The following is a 19,102-nucleotide window of genomic DNA, read 5'->3' as shown; positions in this document are numbered from 1 at the left end:
CAGCCATCATGCTCCCCCGATGCGGCACGCCCGATCGCCACTGGGGAGCAGATAGATCTCCGGCACCAGGGGAATGCGGCCACCGGGGAAGAGCGCGGCCGCCTGCGAGCGGTACCCGTGAATCAGCGCCACCTTGGTGGCGAGGTTGCGTGACCACTCCACCTGGACCAGCGCGTTACGTGCGACGAATTCGGGGTCGGGGCGGTGCTGCTGGTTGTAGGGGAAGTCGCTGTAGTAGACCACCGGTTCGCCACTGAGCTCCGCGGCGGTCCGCACCAGCACGTGGTCCACGTGTCCGCCCACTCCCGAGGGAGCCAGCAGGACCGCGTGCGGCGGGGACATCACCTGTTCCAGCGAGGCCTGCACACGGCGCAGGGTGCCGATGTCGTGCCGGGAGATCCGGCCGCTGGAGAGATGCAGCCGGTATGTGGGATAGACGTGCGCGGGTTCGGGCAGCGCGCAACCCACCCGGGCCAGGCGGCCGCCGGACGCTCCGGGCTTACGACGGAAGAGGCCGTCGGTCAGTCCCATGTGGAGACAGTCCACACCCAGCCGCCGCAGAACGTCACGGTCCTCGGCGCGCCGGTCCCGGTACAGGCGTTCGGCGTCGGGCTGCCCGGCATGTCGCAGGTACTGCCGCCCGGAGAAGGTGTACGGCGGGGCACCCCCCTCCGTGAAGAACGTCACCACCCGTACCTCGGTGTGCCCGACGGCGTGCGACATCAGCGCTCCGCAGGACAGGACCGCGTCATCCAGATGCGGGGAGAGGACGACGAGTGGTTTTCCCGCGTCGATCGCGGCGGTCAGCGGACCGGCTGCCATGGCCCCGCCTCCTCCCGCTCCGCTTCCCGCGTTGCCGCCTCGCTCGTACTCTTCGGTGGACCGGGCGGGTCCAGCAGCTCCCGGACGAGTGTCAGGTACCGACCGGTCGTCCGCTCCCACGAGAACCGCTGCGCCGCCCGGTACGCCAGGCGCCCCAGCCGTCGGCGCAGCTGCTCGTCCGCCGTCAGAGCGCACATCTGCCGTGCCAGGGCGTCCACGTCGAAGGCGGGGACGGTGACATCGCCTCCGCCGTCCATCCACCGCAGGGTGGGCAGATCGAAGTGCAGCACCGGCTTGCCGTACGCCATGCTCTCCAGCGCCGCGATGCCGAACGCCTCGCTGCGGGAGGGCAGCACCATGAAGGCGCAGCCCTCCAGGAAGCGGCGTTTCTCCGCTCCCGTCACCTCGCCCAGCCAGCGGGCGTCGGCGCCTGACTCGGCGAGCAGCCCGGCGAGTCTGGTCTCCTCGCCGCGGGCGCCCGAACCGGCCAGCACCAACGGCATCGACGGCGAGCCGCCGGAGTGGGCGGCGAGGAGCAGGTCCAGTCCCTTGATCCAGACGTCCACGCGTCCCAGGAAGGCGATGTAGTCACCGTCGCCGAACCGCTCCGGGGCGACGGGCGGCTGATCGACGCCGTTGGGGATCAGGTGGGTCACGGCTTCGGGGGAGTACCGGCGGACGGTCGCACCGTCGAACTCGTTGGTGACGACGACGTCCTGGTAGAACCGCAGGCCGAACCGCTCGACCAGGAAGAAGGGCAGGTGGTATTTGCGTGACATGCCGTCGCCGCTGAGCGACTGGGCGACCCCTACCACCCGGCTCCGTGAGAACAGGGGGAGGAAACTGGTGGAGAAGGGCGGCGTGAAGCCCTCCAGCCACAGGTCGTGCGGCAACCGGCGGGCCATGAGCGGAAGCAGCGCGTGATGGAGCAGCTGCCCGAGGCGTGGTCCGGCCCAGCCGAGCGGCAGGAAGCGGTATCGGACGCCGTCTCGCGTCTCGCTGCCGCCGTGCCCCGCCACGGTGACGACGGTGACCCGGTGCTCCTCGGCCAGGCGGTGGGCGACCTTGTCCATGAGCACCGCGCCGCCGCCGTGGTAATGCGGGTTGCGGGTGTCGTCGAAGGTCGAGATCACCACGTGTTTCCTTCCGTCCGCCGCGTCGCCGGGCGCTCCGTCCGCCCTCCCCGGGGTCCGCCGTTCCGGCAGCACACGTCGCATGGCCTCCGCGGCGACCGTGTCGGGCGGGGCCGCGGCATCCACCACGTGCACGGACGACCGGCGCGTGGCCCAGCGCCGGTAGTGGTCCCGGAGGTCCGCCAGTGGACCGACCGCGTACTCGCCGTCCCGCTCCGCGAGCACCTCGGGCTCCGCGTCAAGGAGCAGGGTGACCTGGTACGCCGTCATCAGCCGTGTGAAGACGGCCGCCAGGCCGGAACCGGGTGCGGGGTCGAACTTCACGAGACCGTCGAGCGGACCGCGATCGGTCACCACCGCGCTCGGCCGCCCCCGAGCCGTGAGACGTGCCCGCACGGTGGCCGCCGCCAGACGCGCGGCGAGTTCCGCCGCGTCCACCCAGCCGTGCAGCCGGCCGACCCACGTGCCGGCACCCGAGGCGACCGGCGGGCGCTCCCCGACGGACGCGGTGAACCGGAACCGAAACCTCCGCGGCAGGCGCCGGCAGACGACACAGCCGTAGCAGTACCGGGTCGCCACGGCGTACCCGCGATCGCGCAGGCCTGTCGCCACTCGCCCGGCCAGGGACGACTTTCCGGCCCCGTCCGGTCCGGACACGCACACCAGCAGGGGGCGACGCCTCATGAGAGGAACCTCCTGCGCGTCTTCGCGACGACGAGCGGCACCCGCAGGGCCGCCTCGCGCGCTGCGACGCCCGTGCGCCCGTCGCGCAGGAGGTACAGCACGTGCTCAGCGCCCGCGCGGAGGGACACGGCCACCGGGAGCGGCACGGGCAACCTGAGCGGTGTTCCCCGGTCCAGCCGCCGCATCGCCTCGACCGCGACGTCGAGTGCCCGGGCACCGCCGACGAGCCACCCCTCGCGCGCCGCCTCGCGCCGCGCCTCGGCCACGATGTCCGGCAGCAGCAGCTCCCGCAGCGCGAACAGCTCCGACAGATCGAGGGACAGATTCTGGAACAGACCGTGCGCCAGCCAGATCCGCAGCTCGTCCGCCGGGTGGGGCAGCAGCCAGGCTCCCCCGTCCGGCGCGGCATGATCGAACAGCCGGCGGCTGGACACCACGGGCACACCGAACCACGACACGGCGCTGTGCAGATGGGCCGCAGGGCCGCGCCGCGGTTCCAGCAGCACCTTGGTGGACCGCTCCAGCCAGTACGTCGAACGGTGGACGTACCAGCCCTCAAGAGCGTCGCACGCAGCCTCCCAACGCCCGTCGGGCACCACCAGATCGAAGTTGCCGTACACGTAGTCGCCCGCCAGGTCCGCCTTGATCAGCACCGTGACGACGCCCGCGGCGCGCAGGCGGTCGGTGACCTCGCTCAGGTTCTCCCGGAACAGCTCGTTCGCTTTGTCCACCTCGGTCACGACATCGGCCAGCTGGCGCGGATAGGCCCGCGCGAGCCTGCCCTCCACCTGGTTGTCGCGCGCGAGCGACAGCGCGCGCCGCAACGCGGCATCGCTTGCCGGCCGCACGTCGTCGCGCCAGACGGCGTCCACGAGGAGGCGGTCGGGCCGCTCTTCCACAGGGCCGGCCGGGAGGGTCGTATGGTCCGCTGCTCGGTGGGTCATGGCGCCACCTGGTTCGTCGATGGTCGTGGCGGGGGAACCGGCGGCCGGAGCCGCCCGAGGGGGCACGGGGGCCGCTTCGGTCAGGTCCTCCGCCGGATCCGGAGCCCCTGGCCGGCGCAGAAACCGCTCCACGGCTCGTAGGCCGATGGCTGTCGCGGCGATCAGCCACAGCAGCGGATAGCGGTGCAGCAGCACCAGCGCCCCTGTGAGCAGTAGCGGCTCCACCAGAGTTATCCGGCTGAGGCAGGCTGCTCCCTGCCGGCGGACGAGCCGGCAGAGCAGCAGGGCGAGCGCCCCGACAGCGCCAAGGGCTCCGCCGACGGCGATGCCGCGTACGCCGTCGACCCGCCAGCCTGCCAGGAGGGCGAAGGTGTAGCCCGCCAGGCCGACGATCTGCCAGCGGGCGCAGGCGTAGTCGTCCGCGGCCTGGGAGAAGGTGACGACCAGGTTGATCGTGCCGATGGCGAAACCCGTGACCGCGGTGAAGGCGAGCAGCGTGCTCATCATGCTGTAGTCGGCGGGGAAGACGGTGGTCACGACGGAGCTCGGCACCGTGGCGATCGTCGCGGCGAGCGGCAGGGAACTGATGACGTACATCCGTACGGCGCTGGCGCTGAGCGGGCTGCCGGCCCGCCGCCGGGACAGCGCCGGGAAGAACGCCATGGACACCGCGCTGGCCACGAACAGCGGCACCCGGGAGAGCGCGACGCTGGCCTGATAGCTCGCGGCGGCGGACCGGTCGGTGGGCAGTACGGTCACCAGCACCACGTCGACCGCGGCCATCAGCGCCACCAGACCCTGGAGACGGGCGATACCGAGCGCGCGCCGCCACAGGTCCCGGTTGGCCGACGCGCTGCGCCAGGGCCGTCCACTGCCCCGCGGCAGAGAAGGCCACCACAGCAGCAGCGGCAGCGCGCCGATACCGAAGGCCGCCAGGGAGCCGGTGTCGCTCAGCCCGAGGGCCACGACCAGGAACACGCCGGCCGCCGCCTTCAGCACCACTTCGGCCACGTGCAGCAGCGACAGCGTCCGCATGCGCTCCTCACCCTGGAGCCAGCCCGTGGTCACCGTCGTCACATAGATCAGGAGCGTGCTCAGGGCCAGCGCCATCGTCGTGGCGGGGCCGGCGAACTGGGTTGCGACGGCGGCGACGAGGCTGCCGATGACGAGCCCGCCGCAGGTACTCGTGATGATCGCGAAGCGGCCCGCGTCGCCTCGCTCGGCGTCCGACCGGGCGCGGGCCAGCGCCTGCGCAAGCACCCACGGGACCGTCACCGTCGCCACGGTCGCCGCGCTGATCAGCAGCCACTGGCCGGCGGCGAACCGCGCGTACGAGGCGACGTCCAGCAGCCTGGTCAGGAGCAGGGCGTACCCGTAGTTCACGGCGCCGACCATCAGCGCGGCCGCCGTGAACCAGCGGGCGCCGTGCACCGCGGTGACCACGTCCGGGCGGGTCTCGGGCCGGTGCGCAGCCGACGTACGGAGGGCGGTCATCCGGGATCACGCCGTTCCCGGGCCCCGGGCCCGGAGTCGGTCGGCGGGTGCTTCGGCCGTGGTGTGCCCACGTCGCTCACATCAGGGTGCACGAGCTCTTCCCGCCGGTGTGCCAGCCGGAACACGGCCTCGCGTATGCCCAGTCGCCGCAGCGCCTGGTACGCGCTCAGCTCGTCGCAGCCGTGCATCAGCAGGCGAAACGAGTCGCCCCGCCGACTCCACCGGTCGGTCTCCCGCAGAGCGGTGTTGAGGACGTGCTCGATGTCGTCGCCGTCCTCGGCCCGGAACTGCGTGAGGACCGTGAGATCGCTGGCCCGGCGGCGCGACCTGCGGTGCCGATGGACGCGTCGGGATTCCTCCAGCACCACCTCGGCGAGCCGTTCGGCGCTGTCGTCCCAGGAGAACCGCGCGCTCCAGGCGCGGCAGCGCTCCGCTGTCCGGTCGCGGGTGCCGGCGTCGCTCAGCTCGGTGAGGGCCATGGCGATTCCGTCGGCCAACGACCTGCCGGCGGGGATCAGCCAGCCGTTGTTGCCGTGCTGGACGGCGTCCCGCAGGCCGGGGACGTCGAAGGCGATCGCGGGCGTTCCCACGCAGTTCGCCTCGATGACCGTCAGACCCCAGCCCTCGGCGGAGGACGGCACCACCGTGAGCCAGGCGCTGCCGAGCAGCGCCCGCTTCTTCTCGTCGCTGACGTGGCCGTGGAATGCGACGGCGGAACCGAGATCGAGCGTGGAGGCGAGCGCGCGAAGGTACGGCAGCTCGCTGCCGTCGCCGGCGAGGTCGACGTGAAGGTCCGGCCAGCGCCGACGCAGGTCGGGCAGGGCCCGGAGCAGGAGGTCCACGCGCTTTTGCGGTGTCATCCGACTGACCACGGCGATGGTGGGCGTCCCTGCGCGGTCGGCAGGTTCGGGATCCGGCCCGGGGCTGCCGTTGGGCACGAGGTAGATCGGGTTGTGGAAACCGAGTGTCGCGCGCACGCCCTCCCGGGTGGAGGGCGACACGACGACCAGTGCGTGCCCGCGGTAGACCCAGCGGCTGATCTGCTTCTCCAGCAGCCGCCCGAGGGCGTTCATCGGCCATCGGAAGAACAGGTCGAACTGCTTCTGGTGAATGTGGTGGATGACGCAGATGTTCGCGGTCCAGCGCGGTGAGAAGAGCGGCGAGAAGAAGGGTATGCCGTTCTGGAAGTCGACGACCGCGTCATAGGTGTGGCGGTTCCGCAGCAGATGGACGGCCGCGGCGGGATAGACCCCGAAGGTTCCGCCGGCCCGCAGGATGCGCACGCCGTCGGCCGTCTCACTCGCCGGGGACCCGGGGAATCGCGCAGCGAAGAGGGTCACCCGCGCGTCCGAGCGGGTGAGCCGTCGTGCGATCTCGTAGCAGTAGGCCTCTGCGCCCCCGGCCTGTGGATGTGCCGGGTCGCGCCAGTTGAGGAACAGAACGGTCGTGCGGGCAATGTGCTGGAGTGCAGTCATCAAAAGTCACCGCGAGAGAGAGGTGCGAAGCACGTCCGCCATGGAGCGGAGGCCGTCACGCCGAGCTGAGAACGTCGATCCGGGCATGTCCGACCAGTCGACGGGTACCTCGACGATCTTCCCGCCGGCCCGCGTCAGCCGCACGAGCAGCTCCACGTCGAAGGCGAACCCGTCCACGTGACAGGCCGCCGCCACGTCCCGGACGAGCGGCCCGTCGAAGAACTTGAAGCCGCACTGGGTGTCCGCGACGTCCGGCAGGGCGAACCGGGCGAGTCGGCGGAACATCCAGCCGCCGCACCGGCGCAGCGCCGACTCCACGTCGCAGCGGGAGCCGTCGATGTGCCGGGAGGCGATCACCGCCGCGTACCCGTCCCGGAGCAGCGGGAGCACCTTGTCGAGCGTCTCGATGGGGGTGGCGTTGTCGGCGTCGACGAAACCGATGAATCGCGCCGCCGACGTGACGATGCCCCGGCGGACGGCGGCGCCCTTGCCGGGCTCGCTGCAGCCGATCACATGGACGGGCGCCGCGGGGCTGTCGAAGCGTTCCGGCACATCGATCGTGCAGTCCACACTGTCGTTGTCCACCACGACGACAGCGGACGACCAGGTCTGCCCCGTGAGGTAGTCCACCGTCGCCGCGATGGTGCGGGGCAGGCGTCGCTCCTCGTTGACCGCGGGAATGACGATCTCAAGGTCCACCGGGGGGCGTCTCAGACACGAGGGAATCCCCTCGGGGGAGTGGGCATCCCGCCCGGCAGAGCCTGGCGGCAACACGGGCACCACGTGAATTCACCTCCGTCGCCCGTCGCCGGCCGGCGAGCGGGCTGATCGGAAACGAGAGAGCAATCACTCAGATGCTGCGGCGCTGAGTGAGGACCGCCGGCGCGGCAGGCTCACCGCCTTGCGGGTCGCCTCCGGGAAGCGGCCGCGAGCGGGGCCGAACGGCGATGGCGGGGGGCCGATCCCGAAGCTCGATCTTCGTCGCACGTCTACCGCGTCCGCGGCCGGCTGGGTGCCGACGACGCCGAACAGGCCCTCGTCGTGGGAGTCTCGTCCTGTGGAACGGATCTTCCATGACTCTCAGCTCCCATCCTCCCCGGGCGGCGCCTTGACCTGCAGCGTCCTGTCGACTGTGTACGTATACTGCGTCAATGTACCATTTTTCCGTCTTGGTGGATATGTGCCCTGTGCTGGCCGACCGCGCTCCGCCCGGCGGAGCCACCACATGGATCAGGGCCTTGTATCACCGGGGTGATACAAGGCCCTGATTCGATTCCTGGCTCACTTCGCACGCTTTCTATGCAAAGTGCGGATCTTCGTTTGTTATTTGCGTCGTCACTCCGATGAACGTGTTGCCGGTCGAAGTGCCGAGAGCGCCCTTGTAGTTGTAGATGGCCCACTGCATGCCGTTGAACGTGTTGTCGTAGATGTTCGCACCGATGTAGTGGTTGATGGAGACGCCGAACCTGTTCGCACTGCCCATGGCGTGGATGGTGTTGCTGTACACGTTCACGTTCTTCGCGGCGTTGAACGGGCCACCGCTGATGCCGATGACCAGAACGCCGTCCGTGAACCTGGTTCCACTGATGTCGTTGTCGTGGATATTGATGTTGTTGGCCGCAGCGTTCTGGAATCCGCTGTACACAATGCCAGGCAACGTGCCCGTACCGGTCGCGGACCCGCCGACGATGGTGTTGTGGTGAATGAATACGTCGGACAGGGTCTCGGTGGACGAGTTGGGCTCGAGGTCGATGGGCCCGGGCATTCCAGAACGCGAACAGTTGACAAAGGTGTTGTTGTGCACCTCGATTTGCGTCCCGGTGATGACGGAAATTCCGTTCCGGTTGAAGTGGTCGGACGTGAACGTGTTGTTCGGTCCGATGACGCAGTTCTTGGCGGAACTTCCGATGTTCACGTAGACGCCGTCACCGATGATGTTGTTGAACTCGCAGTTCTTGACGACCACGTTGCTGAAGCTTCCGTGGATCCTCACGCAGTGGCGGTGCTGGGTCCAGGTGGTCCCCTGGTTCGCCGCGCGCCCGTCGAACCTGAGGTTGTCGATGGTGACGCCCGATCCCCGCACCTTCAGGATCTCGTCGCTGTGCGTGGTCGAAGCCGTCGAGTTGTCCGGGAATCGCAGGGTTGCGCCGTTTCCCTCGACGTAGCAGCCGGCCGGAATCGACAGCGATGTGACCGTGTACGTCCGTCCCGCCGGGAACACCAGGTGCTTGCCGGCGGCGGCATTGGCCGCGAGTTGAGGCGTGGCGTAATCCGATACGAGAACCTTGCTGCTGTCGCGGGAAGGGCGCCGCGCCGCGGCCAGGAGAGGGATTGTCGCCAGCGCCAGCATCGACCTGCGGGAGACGGGGCGGGAACCAGGGAATTTCTTCAAACCGGGAACTCCTGTGTACGGAACAATTCAAGCGATAAACGCTGCTCGGCGTACTGTACTCAAAATACTCTAGAGCGCCAGAGCCGACAGTTCCGGGGAGTGTCCTGACCTTGATCCTTGATCTCTGTGCAGTGATCGCCGCACGGCGCGAGAGGCGCGGACGGCGAATCGTGAAGTGGCTTGGCCTGGCGCGCACTTCAACTTGATGACTCCCGTTCGCGTGCCACGAAGAGGGACGCGGACGGGAGGCTCATCATGAAGTAGCTCACAATCGGCGGAGATCCGGATAAGCGTCCGCCGTGCCGGATCGATATGCCGAGGCCGGCCGGGCCTGTCGGCGAATGTGATCCGTGAGCCGGCCCGGGCAGCCGGGAGCGCCCGGGCGTGGACGGGCTGGATATGCGCGGCGCGCACGTCGACAGCTCCGCCCTAGGCACGGTCCACCGAGGGCCGGGGATTGAATGCCCCAGCCGCTCACTCCGCCCGTGTGAAGCGGTCGAGGAGTGCCTCCAGGCCGGCCGCCAGGCCCTCCGGTCCGCCCTGTACGGCGAGGGCGGGGGCGGTTTCGCGGAGCGTGGGCAGTTCGTGAGGCGGCATGCGGTGCAGTCCGAGGCGGAAGGCGGGGTCCGATTCCTCGGCGTTGTCCACCATGAGCCGCAGCTCGGCGGACACATAGCCGAGGAGCCATGCCGTGAAGGCCCGGAACACGGCAGCCGTGCGGGCCTCGTCCAGACCGGCCTCACGGAGCAGGGCGAGCACCCTCTCGTGGTCCTTCAGGACGGCAAGCGGGCGCTGGGCGAGCGGGACCGCCAGCATGCGCGTGGTGAGCAGCGGAACCGCCTGGGGATGGGCGAGGCAGACGTCGTACGTCGCTCTCGCGATGCGCTGGAGCCGGGCGTGCCACGCGGGGCCCCCTGTCTCCTGGCCCGGCTCATCCGCGCTCGGGCCCGGCTCGGCGGCCAGCCGTTCCTCCAGCTCGAGGTACAGGGCCTCCACCAGGCCGTCCAAGAGGGCGTCCTTGCCCTCCGCGTACCGGTAGAGGGCCATCGCCTCCACGCCCAGCTCGGCGCCCAGCCTCCGCATGCTCAGCGCCGACAGGCCCTCCCGGTCCACCAGCTGGAGTGCGCTCGCCAGTACGCGTTCCCGGCTCAGCCGTCCGTAACGGCCGCGGTCGCTCGCCCGGCGTGCCGGGCTGGCTCCGGCGGCCTTCCTCCGTGGTTTCGCCTGTTCCTTGGCCATGCCCCGCCTCCAGATGGTCGGCCCGCGCCCGTGTCTCCCTCTTGTGTTGACTCTATACACCAGCAGGGGCAGAGTGTACGTATACGTCGTAAATATACGTCATCAGGAAGCGCGGCAGCGTCACCCCCGAGCAAGCCGAACCGGGAGCGAGAAATGACAGTCCACCGTCTCCGACCCCGGCGGGAACCCGTCGACCACACCCGGCCCGCCCACAACGGCGTCCACCCGGCCGACCCCCTCACCGTGAACCACACGGACGCACAGGACGTGCCCTTCGCCGTGACCTGGATCAGTCCGGAAGCCCGCAGGGCGGCCCAGGGCGTGCTCGCGTCGGGCTGGGTGACGACGGGGCACGAGACGCAGCGCTTCGAGCGCGACTTCGCGGCCCACGTCGGGGCCGAACACGCCATCGCGGTGAGTTCGTGCACGGCCGCGCTCGAGCTGGCGCTGCGCGCCCTGCGGCTGCCGCCCGGCGCAGCCGTCCTGGTCCCGGCCGTGACCTTCTGCGGCGCGGCCCATGCGGTCCTGCACGCCGGCCTGCGGCCCGTGCTGGTCGACGTCGACCCGCGCACCGCGACACCGACTCCCGTCACCGTCGCCCGTGCCGTCGCGGCATGCGGACGCCCCCGGGCGATGATGGTCCTGCACTACGCCGGGGCCCCGGCGCCGGTCGCCCAGCTGGCGGAAGCCGCGGGGCTGCCCCTGACACACGTCATCGAGGACGCCGCCCACGCTCTGGGCACGTCGGTGGGCGACCGGTCCGTCGGAAGCGTGTCGAGAGCGACCTGCTTCAGCTTCTACGCCACCAAGAACCTGCCCATCGGCGAGGGCGGCATGGTGACCACGGACGATCCGGAGCTCGCCGTACAGATCCGTCGAGCAAGGCTCAACGGAATGTCCGCCGACGCCTGGCGGCGAACGCTGCCGGGCGGCCGCTGGTGGTACACCGTCGACGAGCCGGGTCTGAAAGCCAACATGACCGACGTACAGGCAGCCATCGGACGTGCCCAGCTCGGCTACTTCGACGACTGGCAGCGACGGCGGCAGATTCTGGCCGCACGGTACGAGGCGACGCTCGCGGCCGTTCCCGGAATCGAGCCGCTGGACCGCCCCGCCGCGGGGCGGCACGCCCGTCACCTGCACGTGGTGCGGGTCCTCGACGAGTACGGGATCGGCCGCGACGAACTGGTCGACCGGCTGGCAGCCCAGGGCATCGGCACCTCGGTCCACTTCATCCCCCTGCACCACATGCCGTACTTCCGGCGCACCGCGCTCACACCGCTCGGGGGTCTGCCGGGAGCCGACCTGCTCTTCCCCCAGCTGCTGTCCCTGCCCCTGCACCCGCTCCTCACCGAGCGGGCGGTCGACCGGGTCTGCGCCGAGCTGGCCCGGCTGGTGCCCCGACGGCCCGGCGTCGGTGCCGGTATGAGCCGGACGGCACGCCCGGCCACCGTCATGGCCCGCCGCCGCTCGGAGGGCCCCTGATGTTCGCCCGCCGTCAGTGGCACCAGTGGACGCCGAGGCATCCCGCCGGGAAAGGCCGCCGCCCGCACCGTCGGCTGCTGGTCCTGCTGACGTGCCTGGTGATCGCGGTGCTCGGGCTGCTGGGGCTCGGTGCCGGCGGCATCTGGTGGGCCACCGACCACTACGGCGACCAGGTCACCCGGATACCCGGTGCCTTCCCGGACGGCCCGCGGCCCGAGGACCCCGCCGCCCCGGGACACAAGGGCACCGGCGGCACCACGTTCCTGCTCGCCGGTGTCGACAGCCGCTCCAAGAAGCCCACCACCGGGAACGAGGCCGAGTCCGCGCTGTGGAAGTTCGGCGCCCAGCGGAGCGACACCCTGATGCTGGTGCATCTGGGCCCCGACGAGCGAACGTCGTACACCGTGTCGATCCCCCGCGACAGCTGGGTGCCCATCCCCGGACACGGATCCGCGAAGGTCAACGCCGCGTTCTCGTGGGGCGGCCCGCCGCTGCTCATTCAGACGGTCGAAAGGCTCACCGGAGTGCGGATCGACCACTTCGCCGTCATCGACTGGCACGGCTTCCGGGCGCTCACCGACGCGGTCGGCGGTGTGCCGATCACCGTGTCCCAGAACTCCTACGACCCGTCGCAGCACCGGCACTTCACGGCAGGGACCCACACCATGAGCGGCGAGGAGGCACTCGCCTACGTCCGCCAGCGCCACGGTCTGCCCGGCGGGGAGCTGGACCGGATGAAACGGCAGCAGCAGTTCATGCGTGCCCTCGTCCATGAGATCCGCGGCGACGCGAGCATCACCAACCCGCTCAAGGTCCACCGGATGCTCGACGCGATCACCCGGACCGTGAGCGTGGACGACCGGCTGTCCAACGGCGACCTGCGCGAACTCGTGTTCGGCCTGCGGCACCTGGACTCCGCGGACGCCCGCTTCACCACCGCGCCGATCGTCCGCTCGGACATGATCGGCCGCCAGTACGTCCTGATTCTCGACAAGCCCGGCCTGCGGAAGCTGTGCCACGAGATCGTGACGGGCCACCTGCCCGGCAGCGGGAAGTGAGGCGGTCACGTGTGCCTCCGTCACCACGCGAAGCGATCCACCGGCCCGCCGGCGCCGGCCGCCCCGGACCCGACAGGGCACGGAGAACAGGCGGACACGTCCGCCACCGCGTCCGCCGGCCCGGCCCGGACGCTCGTCCACGGCATGGGCTTCAGCGCGCTGGCGCAGATCGCACCGCTGCTCACCAACCTGGCCCTGACGCCCTGCCTGATCCATCGGCTGGGACTCGACCGGTTCGGCGTCTGGTCGCTGATCCTGGTCTTCCTGGCCACCCTCACCGTGCTGGACGGCGGAATCGGCGCGTCCCTCGCACGCTTCTACGCCTACCACGGCGCCCGCGGCGACCGGGACGGCACGGGGAAACTGGTCGTCGGGTCGGTGTCGGTCTTCCTCGGGCTCGGCGCGCTCGTCACCGCGCTCAGCGTGCTGATCGCCCCCACCGTCGTGACCGCACTGGACGTTCCGCCGCGGCTCTCGCACGAAGCCGAGCAGCTGCTGCTTGCTCTCGGGCCGCTCCTCACCCTGGCCCTGCTCTCCAACTCCGCCATCGCGCTGCTCCAGGCGAACGCCCGGTTCCGCAGCCTGGCGGCCGTCAGCGCGGGGTCGTGTCTCACGTACGCCGTCGCCGTGGTCGTGTTCGTCAACGGCGGGGAGGACCTGCTGCTGCTCGCGCTGCTGACCACCATGAGATACCTGCTGGTGACGGTCGGCGGCTTCTGCGCCGGGGCACGGCACATCCGCATCCGGCGACCGCTGCTGCCGCAGCGCGCCGAGCGGCGCGACTTCGTCGGCTACGCCTCCCGCATGCAGCTGTCGGGCTTCACCGTCTTCCTCAACGGAGAGATCGACGCCCTGGTGATCGCCGCGCTGCTGCCCGTGCGGTACGTGGGCATCTACGCGGCCGGCTACCAGGCGGCGACCGCCCTGCGCAGCCTGCCGCTCTACGCCTTCCCCCCGATCCTCACCCGGATGACGCACGTCTACGCCGCCCATGGATTCTCCGGATCGGTAAGAGAGTTCCACGTCCTGGAGTCCCGCTGGCTGCCCGCGGCCCTCACCTACGGGGCCGTGACGATCACGGCGGTCGGCCCGGCGGTCCTGGTGTGGCTGGGCCCCGAGCTCGCACTCAGCGGTGCCGTGGCCGCCGTGCTGCTGGCCGGATACGTCGTCCAGGTGGCGTTCACCGGGATGCGCACCTGCTTCGTCCGGGCGATCGGCCGCCCCGGGCTGGAAACCCGGTACTCCTGGTGCTCCACGGCGGTGAACCTGACGCTCACCGTCCCGCTGACCCTGCTGTTCGGAGTCGTCGGTGTCGTTCTGGCGACCTCGGTCGGACTCGTCGCGGGTTCCCTGTACCTCGTCGTCCTGTGCCGCCGGCTGGCGGATCTCCGGGAGCGGCGCCTGCCCAGGAGATGGATGCCGGCGACCGCGCTGGCCGTGATCACCGCCGGTCTCGGAGAGCTCCTGGTGCTGAGGCTCGGCTGGCACGGCGCGCTGCCCCTGTTGCTGGCCGGCCTCCCCGTGCTCGCCGGCCTCGGTATCGCGTGGTCGCTCATGGCCCGCGAACTCACCCGAACCCCGCAGGCACCGGAGCGAGTGCCTGTGAAGGAGGAGGCATCATGACCCCCATCACCTCGGACAGGCCCGGCGGCCGACGGCGCAGGCGGGTCCTGGTCGTGGCTCAGCTCGACGGGTACGCGAACAGCGTCAAACCCCTGGCCATCGAGCGGTTCCTGCGGGAGCAGGGTCACGACGTGCAGCTGGTGGACACCAACTGCCTGGCCCGGGCATCCAGCACCAGTGGTTCGCTGGGTCGGAAGCTTCCGGGATCCCTGCGCCCCGCCAAGCTGGCACTGTACGCGAACGACGTCGCGTCCAGGCTGCTCACCCGGCGGTGGGGCCTCGGACGACGCCACCTCTCGTACTACGTGCTTCTGACGGACCACCACCTGCGCCGGCGCATCCTCCGGACGGAACTCGCACTCGACGACTTCGACCTCGTCATCTGCGAGACCCCCTTCGACGCGGGTGTGCTCACGACGGGCACCTCCGCCGAGACTCTCTACGACTGCCCCAACCCGTGGGCCGACGAGGTGCTCCACGAGGGCCGGCTCACCGGACGTCAGCACCGGAGGTTCCGCCGCTGGGAGAAGGACTTCCTGGAAGGCATGGAGCACCTGTCGTTCTCCTGGGAGACCTACGGCCGCTACGCCCAGGCACACTACGGGCTCAGCGGTGACAACTTCGTCCAGCTCAACTGGGGCTGCACCCCGTCGGCCGACCGGGCGCGGTTCGCCCGGCCGCCGCGCGTGGCCTACGTCGGCTCCCTCAGCAGTCAGTTCATCAACCTCCCCCTGCTCGCACGGCTGAGCCGGCTGTATCCCCACATCGACGTCTACGGCGGCCCGCCGCCGGACCCGTCCCTCGGCATCCGCTACCGCGGCTACGCGTCTCCCGAGGTCCTGAGCGAGTATCAGTTCGGGCTGATCACGTGCACCCGGGACCCGATCCGCGAAGAGGGCTTCTCCGCCAAGCATCTGCACTATCTGGCACACGGCCTCCCCGTCCTGGTCCCGGCCTGGCGGCGCCACCTCGACCTGCTCCAGGGATCGGTGCCCTACACCGAGGAGGACTTCGCCGGCGTCATCGAGTCGCTGAGCGACGAGGCCGGCTGGACCGCGGTCAGCGACGCGGCGTACGAGCAGGGACGGCGACTGGACTGGAACCGGACCCTGGAGCCGCTTCAACGGCTGCTGGACGGTTCGCCCCGCCGGGCCGAGCGGGAGACCGCGGCGGCAGCAAGGTACGAGTCCTCATGAACACCGCACCAGCGCGCACCCTCACCGTCGACGTCGTGATCGTCAACTGGAACGCCGGACGCCACCTCGAAGACTGCCTTCGCTCCATCGCCCGGGCCGACCGGTCGGTGCTCCGTGTCGGCCAGGTGGTGATCGTCGACAACGCGTCGAGCGACGGCTCCTGCCGGGACCTGTTCTTCCCCGGTCTGCCGATCCGGCTGGTGCGGAACCCCGACAACCGGGGCTTCGCCCGAGCCTGCAACCAGGGTGCGGCGCTCTGCGACTCGGAGTTCCTGCTCTTCCTGAACCCGGACACCGAACTCTGCCGCGACACGCTGCGGGCCACCGGCGAGTTCCTGCGGACCCCTGAGGCGGCACGCTTCGGGATCTTCGGGGCACGCATGGTGGACGCGGGGGGACGCCCTCAGCTGTCCTGCTCCAGGTTCCCCAGCCCGCGTATCTTCGCCGGCCGGATGACAGGGCTCGACCGGCTGGCGCCCGCGCTCTTCCCGTCGCACCACATGCGCCCGGAGGAAGTGCCCCGCTCGGGTCCCGTCGATCAGGTCATCGGCGCGTTCTTCCTGGTACGCCGGCCCCTGTTCACCGAGCTCGACGGCTTCGACGAAGGCTACTTCCTGTACCTGGAAGAGGTCGACTTCGCCCTGCGGGCGCGGAAGTCGGGCCGGCCCTCGTACCACATCAGGGAAGCGCGGGTCTATCACGCCGGCGAGGTCAGCTCGGTCCAGCTCGGACCGTGGCGGCACTACCTGCTGCTGTGCAGCCGCGCCCGCTACATGTTCCGGCACTGGCCGAAGCGCCAGGCGTGGCTGCTGACGGGCCTGAGCCTGTCGGTGGAACCCGTGGCCCGGCTGCTGGGGGCGGCAGTGCGGGGACAGCGCGTGGAACTGCGGGCCACGCTCGCCGTCCAGCGGGAGTTCCTGCGGTGGATCCGCCGCGATCACGCGCTGGGCCCGCCCCCGCCCCCGCCCGCTCGGCTTCGGCAGACCACGAGAGCACAGCGTGCACGTCCTGTGCGCGAAAGGCGCCACACCCCTGGCACGGCAGGAAAGGCAAGGAAATGAACACACGGATTCTCGTCACCGGTGGGCAGGGCTATCTGGGCTCTGTCGTCAACGAGATGCTGTCCCGGAGCGGATTCGAGGTGCTGTCACTGGACAGCGGCTATGCGTCCGACACACGCAATCCCCTGCCTCATGTGACGTATCTGCAGGGAGACGTGCTGGACCCGGGTTCCTGGCAGTCGGCTCTGACGGATGTCGACGCAGTGGTCCATCTCGCCGCGATCGTCGGAGATCCCGCCTGCGGGGTGGACGAGGATCTGGCGATGAAAACGAACTACCTGGGCACGATCCGGGTGGTGGAGGCATGCAGGAGGTTCGGCGTGGGCCGGATCGTCTTCGCGTCCACCTGCAGCAACTACGGGAGCACCGGGGGCGACCAGGTCGACGTGTGGTCCCCGCTCGACCCCCAGTCCGTCTACGCGAAGACCAAAGTCCTGGCGGAGCACTACCTTCTCTCACCGCACGGCAGCGGGCCGGAACCCTGCATCCTGCGGTTCGCGACACTGCACGGACTGTCTCCGCGTATGCGCTTCGACCTGGCCGTGAACATCATGACGGCGAGCGCCCTCGCGCAGGGACGCATCGTGGTCAATGGCGGTTCTCAGTGGCGGCCCTTCATCCACGTCCGTGATGCCGCCTCGGCAATCCTCAAGTGCCTGAAGGGAACGTCGGGTTCGCTGGCCGCGGTGTACAACTGCGGCTCGAACGAGGAGAACTACCTCATCAAGGACCTCGCCCGGCTGATCCGGCAGGAGATCCCCGGATCGGTCACCGACGTTCTCGGGGAGGTGCGGGACCCGCGGAACTACCGGGTGGACTTCTCCCTGATCCGCGAGACGCTGTCCTTCTCGAACGGCTTCCGCGTGGTCGACGGTGTGCGCGAGATCCGTGACGCGATGATGAGCGGCGCTTACCAGGACTACCTTTCGCCGCGGTACAGCAATCATCTGCGGGCCCTCGAGATGTCGAAGCAGGAGGTCCGGCTTCACAACGGGAAGCACCCCGCCGGCGCAGAGCGATGAGAAGGAAGAAGACGAAGGAGGAGGCCCGGTCCGAGGACCGGGCCTCCTCCTTCGTGGTGGCTGCCGTGAGCTGGTCGCTACCGTGAGCCCGCCGCCTCGGCCGGCTCACGCGTGAGTCCGGCCGGTGGCTGCGCCGTAGCGCTGCGGTGTGCGGCGATCGGCATGAGTGCGACCGCGACCAGCGAGAAGGTCAGCGAGTTGCTGATGTCGAAGGCCCAGGGGCGTTCGACGACCGAGCCCAGCAGGACCGGGAGCAGGACACAGGCTGCGACGGGCAGTCCCCTGGCGCCGTCCCGGAACAGGAGATACGCCAGCAGCGCGACGAAGAGGACGACCGCGACGAGTCCGCCCGCGTACAGCAGGTCGATCCACTGATTGTGCAGCGAGGGCGAGACGGCGGCGGGAATCTCGCCCTGCCAGTACTTGGCCGACCACGCCTTGCCGCCGTATCCGAGAAGCGGCGAGCGGGCCCACTCCTCCTTCGCCATGTCCCAGATGGCGGCCCGCAGCCGCAGGTCGCCGAAGGCGTCGTGGCGCAGAGGGACGAGGAAACCGAGGACGGCCGCGCCGATGAGGGCCCACACGGCAAGGAGGTTGCGTCCGGGCGAACCGCGCGCGGCTCCTCCCGCCCCCGCGGCGCCTTCGTCCCGGAGCCTCGGGCGCAGTACCACCAGCAGGATCACCGTCGCGACCGCCGCCGTGCCGGCGAGCATGCTCCCCGTGGTGGCCGCGAGGAACGCGAGGTAGGCCGCCAGGAGAATCCGCACCCTGCCGCGGAGACCGATCCAGACGAACGGGATGCCCACCATCAGCAACATGCCGAAGATGTTCTCGTTGTTGAAGACGCCCGCGTAGTGGATTCCGAGAACGGTGCACTCGTTGTCGGCGCGGCAGGGGCGTACGACGCTCGCCGGTTCTATGAGCGCCTCGACCCCGCCCACCACGGTGTACACCATGGCGACGGCGGCACCGCCCACGAACGCGGACCGTCCGGGACGCCCCACGGTGGCCGCGAGCAGGGCGGCCAGCAGGGTGAGCTGTCTGGGTGTCCACAACGGCTCACCGTGCAGGCCGTCGGACGCGCCGAGGGTCAGGACGATCGCGCAGGCGATGAGCGGTGCCGTGTTGATGCGGGCGCGCACGAACACCAGCCGGTAGACGACGAAGGCGACACACGCGACCAGCAGGATGCCGTTGGCGATCGCTCCGATGCGGGTCACCCACGCCGGGAAGCCGATCACGGCCTGGCCGAGCGGATCCAGGCGCTCCTGGCGGCCCGAGCCGATGATGTCCGCGGCGGTCTCCACGTTGGCCAGCACTCCGACCAGCAGGACCAGGGTCGCGGTGAGGTCCCAGTCCCTGAAGAGGCGGGCCCTGTGGAAGGCCACCGCCCAGGGGATCAGGGCCAGCAGGGCCAGGATTCCGACGATCAGAACCGAGGTGGACTGAGCCTGCGACATGCGGAGCCCTCCCT

General features: G+C 70.1%; 14 protein-coding genes. 6 read left to right on the top strand and 8 right to left on the bottom strand.

Annotated features, from left to right (window positions below):
* Positions 1-6 precede the first annotated feature (6 nt).
* The 7 genes from ACZ562_RS01095 to ACZ562_RS01065 form a co-directional block, all read right to left on the bottom strand.
* The gene (locus tag ACZ562_RS01095) at positions 7-822 is read right to left on the bottom strand and encodes a PIG-L deacetylase family protein (RefSeq protein WP_471172704.1); all 816 of its coding nucleotides are present in this window, start codon (positions 820-822) and stop codon (positions 7-9) included.
* On the bottom strand, positions 804-2,639 hold the full coding sequence (locus ACZ562_RS01090; RefSeq protein WP_471172701.1) for a glycosyltransferase family 4 protein: 1,836 nt from the start codon (positions 2,637-2,639) through the stop codon (positions 804-806). The genes ACZ562_RS01095 and ACZ562_RS01090 overlap by 19 nt, the downstream gene beginning before the upstream one ends.
* Positions 2,636-5,077 carry a lipopolysaccharide biosynthesis protein gene (locus ACZ562_RS01085; protein ID WP_471172697.1) on the bottom strand — a complete coding sequence of 814 codons (2,442 nt, stop codon included), beginning with the start codon at positions 5,075-5,077 and terminating at the stop codon, positions 2,636-2,638. The genes ACZ562_RS01090 and ACZ562_RS01085 overlap by 4 nt, the downstream gene beginning before the upstream one ends.
* On the bottom strand, positions 5,074-6,552 hold the full coding sequence (locus ACZ562_RS01080) for a glycosyltransferase family 4 protein (RefSeq protein WP_471172694.1): 1,479 nt from the start codon (positions 6,550-6,552) through the stop codon (positions 5,074-5,076). Before ACZ562_RS01080 ends, ACZ562_RS01085 begins: the two co-directional genes overlap by 4 nt.
* Before the next feature lie 6 nt (positions 6,553-6,558).
* Positions 6,559-7,251 carry a glycosyltransferase gene (locus ACZ562_RS01075; protein ID WP_471172690.1) on the bottom strand — a complete coding sequence of 231 codons (693 nt, stop codon included), beginning with the start codon at positions 7,249-7,251 and terminating at the stop codon, positions 6,559-6,561.
* 598 nt (positions 7,252-7,849) lie between these two features.
* Positions 7,850-8,902 carry a right-handed parallel beta-helix repeat-containing protein gene (locus ACZ562_RS01070; RefSeq protein ID WP_471172687.1) on the bottom strand — a complete coding sequence of 351 codons (1,053 nt, stop codon included), beginning with the start codon at positions 8,900-8,902 and terminating at the stop codon, positions 7,850-7,852.
* A gap of 516 nt (positions 8,903-9,418) precedes the next feature.
* Positions 9,419-10,183, bottom strand: coding sequence for a TetR/AcrR family transcriptional regulator (locus ACZ562_RS01065; RefSeq protein WP_471172684.1), 765 nt, complete (start codon positions 10,181-10,183; stop codon positions 9,419-9,421).
* A gap of 153 nt (positions 10,184-10,336) precedes the next feature.
* Here ACZ562_RS01065 and ACZ562_RS01060 point away from each other — a divergent pair, with 153 nt between their 5' ends.
* The 6 genes from ACZ562_RS01060 to ACZ562_RS01035 all read left to right on the top strand — a co-directional run bounded on the left by ACZ562_RS01060 (position 10,337) and on the right by ACZ562_RS01035 (position 17,628).
* Complete coding sequence (locus tag ACZ562_RS01060; RefSeq protein WP_471172682.1) at positions 10,337-11,668, top strand: DegT/DnrJ/EryC1/StrS family aminotransferase; 1,332 nt, start codon at positions 10,337-10,339, stop codon at positions 11,666-11,668.
* Complete coding sequence (locus ACZ562_RS01055; protein ID WP_471172678.1) at positions 11,668-12,726, top strand: LCP family protein; 1,059 nt, start codon at positions 11,668-11,670, stop codon at positions 12,724-12,726. The genes ACZ562_RS01060 and ACZ562_RS01055 overlap by 1 nt, the downstream gene beginning before the upstream one ends.
* Before the next feature lie 144 nt (positions 12,727-12,870).
* On the top strand, positions 12,871-14,349 hold the full coding sequence (locus ACZ562_RS01050; protein ID WP_471172674.1) for a lipopolysaccharide biosynthesis protein: 1,479 nt from the start codon (positions 12,871-12,873) through the stop codon (positions 14,347-14,349).
* Positions 14,346-15,545, top strand: a complete 1,200-nt coding sequence (locus ACZ562_RS01045) for a glycosyltransferase family protein (RefSeq protein WP_471172671.1) — start codon at positions 14,346-14,348, stop codon at positions 15,543-15,545. Before ACZ562_RS01050 ends, ACZ562_RS01045 begins: the two co-directional genes overlap by 4 nt.
* Positions 15,542-16,606 (top strand): glycosyltransferase family 2 protein, encoded by a 1,065-nt coding sequence (locus ACZ562_RS01040; RefSeq protein ID WP_471172667.1) that lies wholly within the window; start codon positions 15,542-15,544, stop codon positions 16,604-16,606. The genes ACZ562_RS01045 and ACZ562_RS01040 overlap by 4 nt, the downstream gene beginning before the upstream one ends.
* Positions 16,603-17,628, top strand: coding sequence for an NAD-dependent epimerase/dehydratase family protein (locus ACZ562_RS01035; protein ID WP_471172662.1), 1,026 nt, complete (start codon positions 16,603-16,605; stop codon positions 17,626-17,628). The genes ACZ562_RS01040 and ACZ562_RS01035 overlap by 4 nt, the downstream gene beginning before the upstream one ends.
* A 77-nt stretch (positions 17,629-17,705) precedes the next feature.
* Here the strand turns inward: ACZ562_RS01035 and ACZ562_RS01030 are convergent, their stop codons facing one another.
* Entirely contained in the window at positions 17,706-19,088 is a 1,383-nt protein-coding gene (locus ACZ562_RS01030) for an O-antigen ligase family protein (protein ID WP_471172659.1), read from the bottom strand.
* Positions 19,089-19,102: the final 14 nt, after the last annotated feature.

The organism is Streptomyces sp. NPDC040410 (assembly GCF_055595715.1).
Note: the sequence above shows the minus strand (reverse complement) of the source record. Positions and strands in the feature narration are given on the sequence as shown.

Coding starts and splice junctions, on each gene's coding strand:
- ACZ562_RS01095 (WP_471172704.1), bottom strand. CDS start 822: ATGGCAGCCGGTCCGCTGACCGCCGCGATCGACGCGGGAAAACCACTC.
- ACZ562_RS01090 (WP_471172701.1), bottom strand. CDS start 2,639: ATGAGGCGTCGCCCCCTGCTGGTGTGCGTGTCCGGACCGGACGGGGCC.
- ACZ562_RS01085 (WP_471172697.1), bottom strand. CDS start 5,077: ATGACCGCCCTCCGTACGTCGGCTGCGCACCGGCCCGAGACCCGCCCG.
- ACZ562_RS01080 (WP_471172694.1), bottom strand. CDS start 6,552: ATGACTGCACTCCAGCACATTGCCCGCACGACCGTTCTGTTCCTCAAC.
- ACZ562_RS01070 (WP_471172687.1), bottom strand. CDS start 8,902: ATGCTGGCGCTGGCGACAATCCCTCTCCTGGCCGCGGCGCGGCGCCCT.
- ACZ562_RS01065 (WP_471172684.1), bottom strand. CDS start 10,183: ATGGCCAAGGAACAGGCGAAACCACGGAGGAAGGCCGCCGGAGCCAGC.
- ACZ562_RS01060 (WP_471172682.1), top strand. CDS start 10,337: ATGACAGTCCACCGTCTCCGACCCCGGCGGGAACCCGTCGACCACACC.
- ACZ562_RS01055 (WP_471172678.1), top strand. CDS start 11,668: ATGTTCGCCCGCCGTCAGTGGCACCAGTGGACGCCGAGGCATCCCGCC.
- ACZ562_RS01050 (WP_471172674.1), top strand. CDS start 12,871: ATGGGCTTCAGCGCGCTGGCGCAGATCGCACCGCTGCTCACCAACCTG.
- ACZ562_RS01045 (WP_471172671.1), top strand. CDS start 14,346: ATGACCCCCATCACCTCGGACAGGCCCGGCGGCCGACGGCGCAGGCGG.
- ACZ562_RS01040 (WP_471172667.1), top strand. CDS start 15,542: ATGAACACCGCACCAGCGCGCACCCTCACCGTCGACGTCGTGATCGTC.
- ACZ562_RS01035 (WP_471172662.1), top strand. CDS start 16,603: ATGAACACACGGATTCTCGTCACCGGTGGGCAGGGCTATCTGGGCTCT.
- ACZ562_RS01030 (WP_471172659.1), bottom strand. CDS start 19,088: ATGTCGCAGGCTCAGTCCACCTCGGTTCTGATCGTCGGAATCCTGGCC.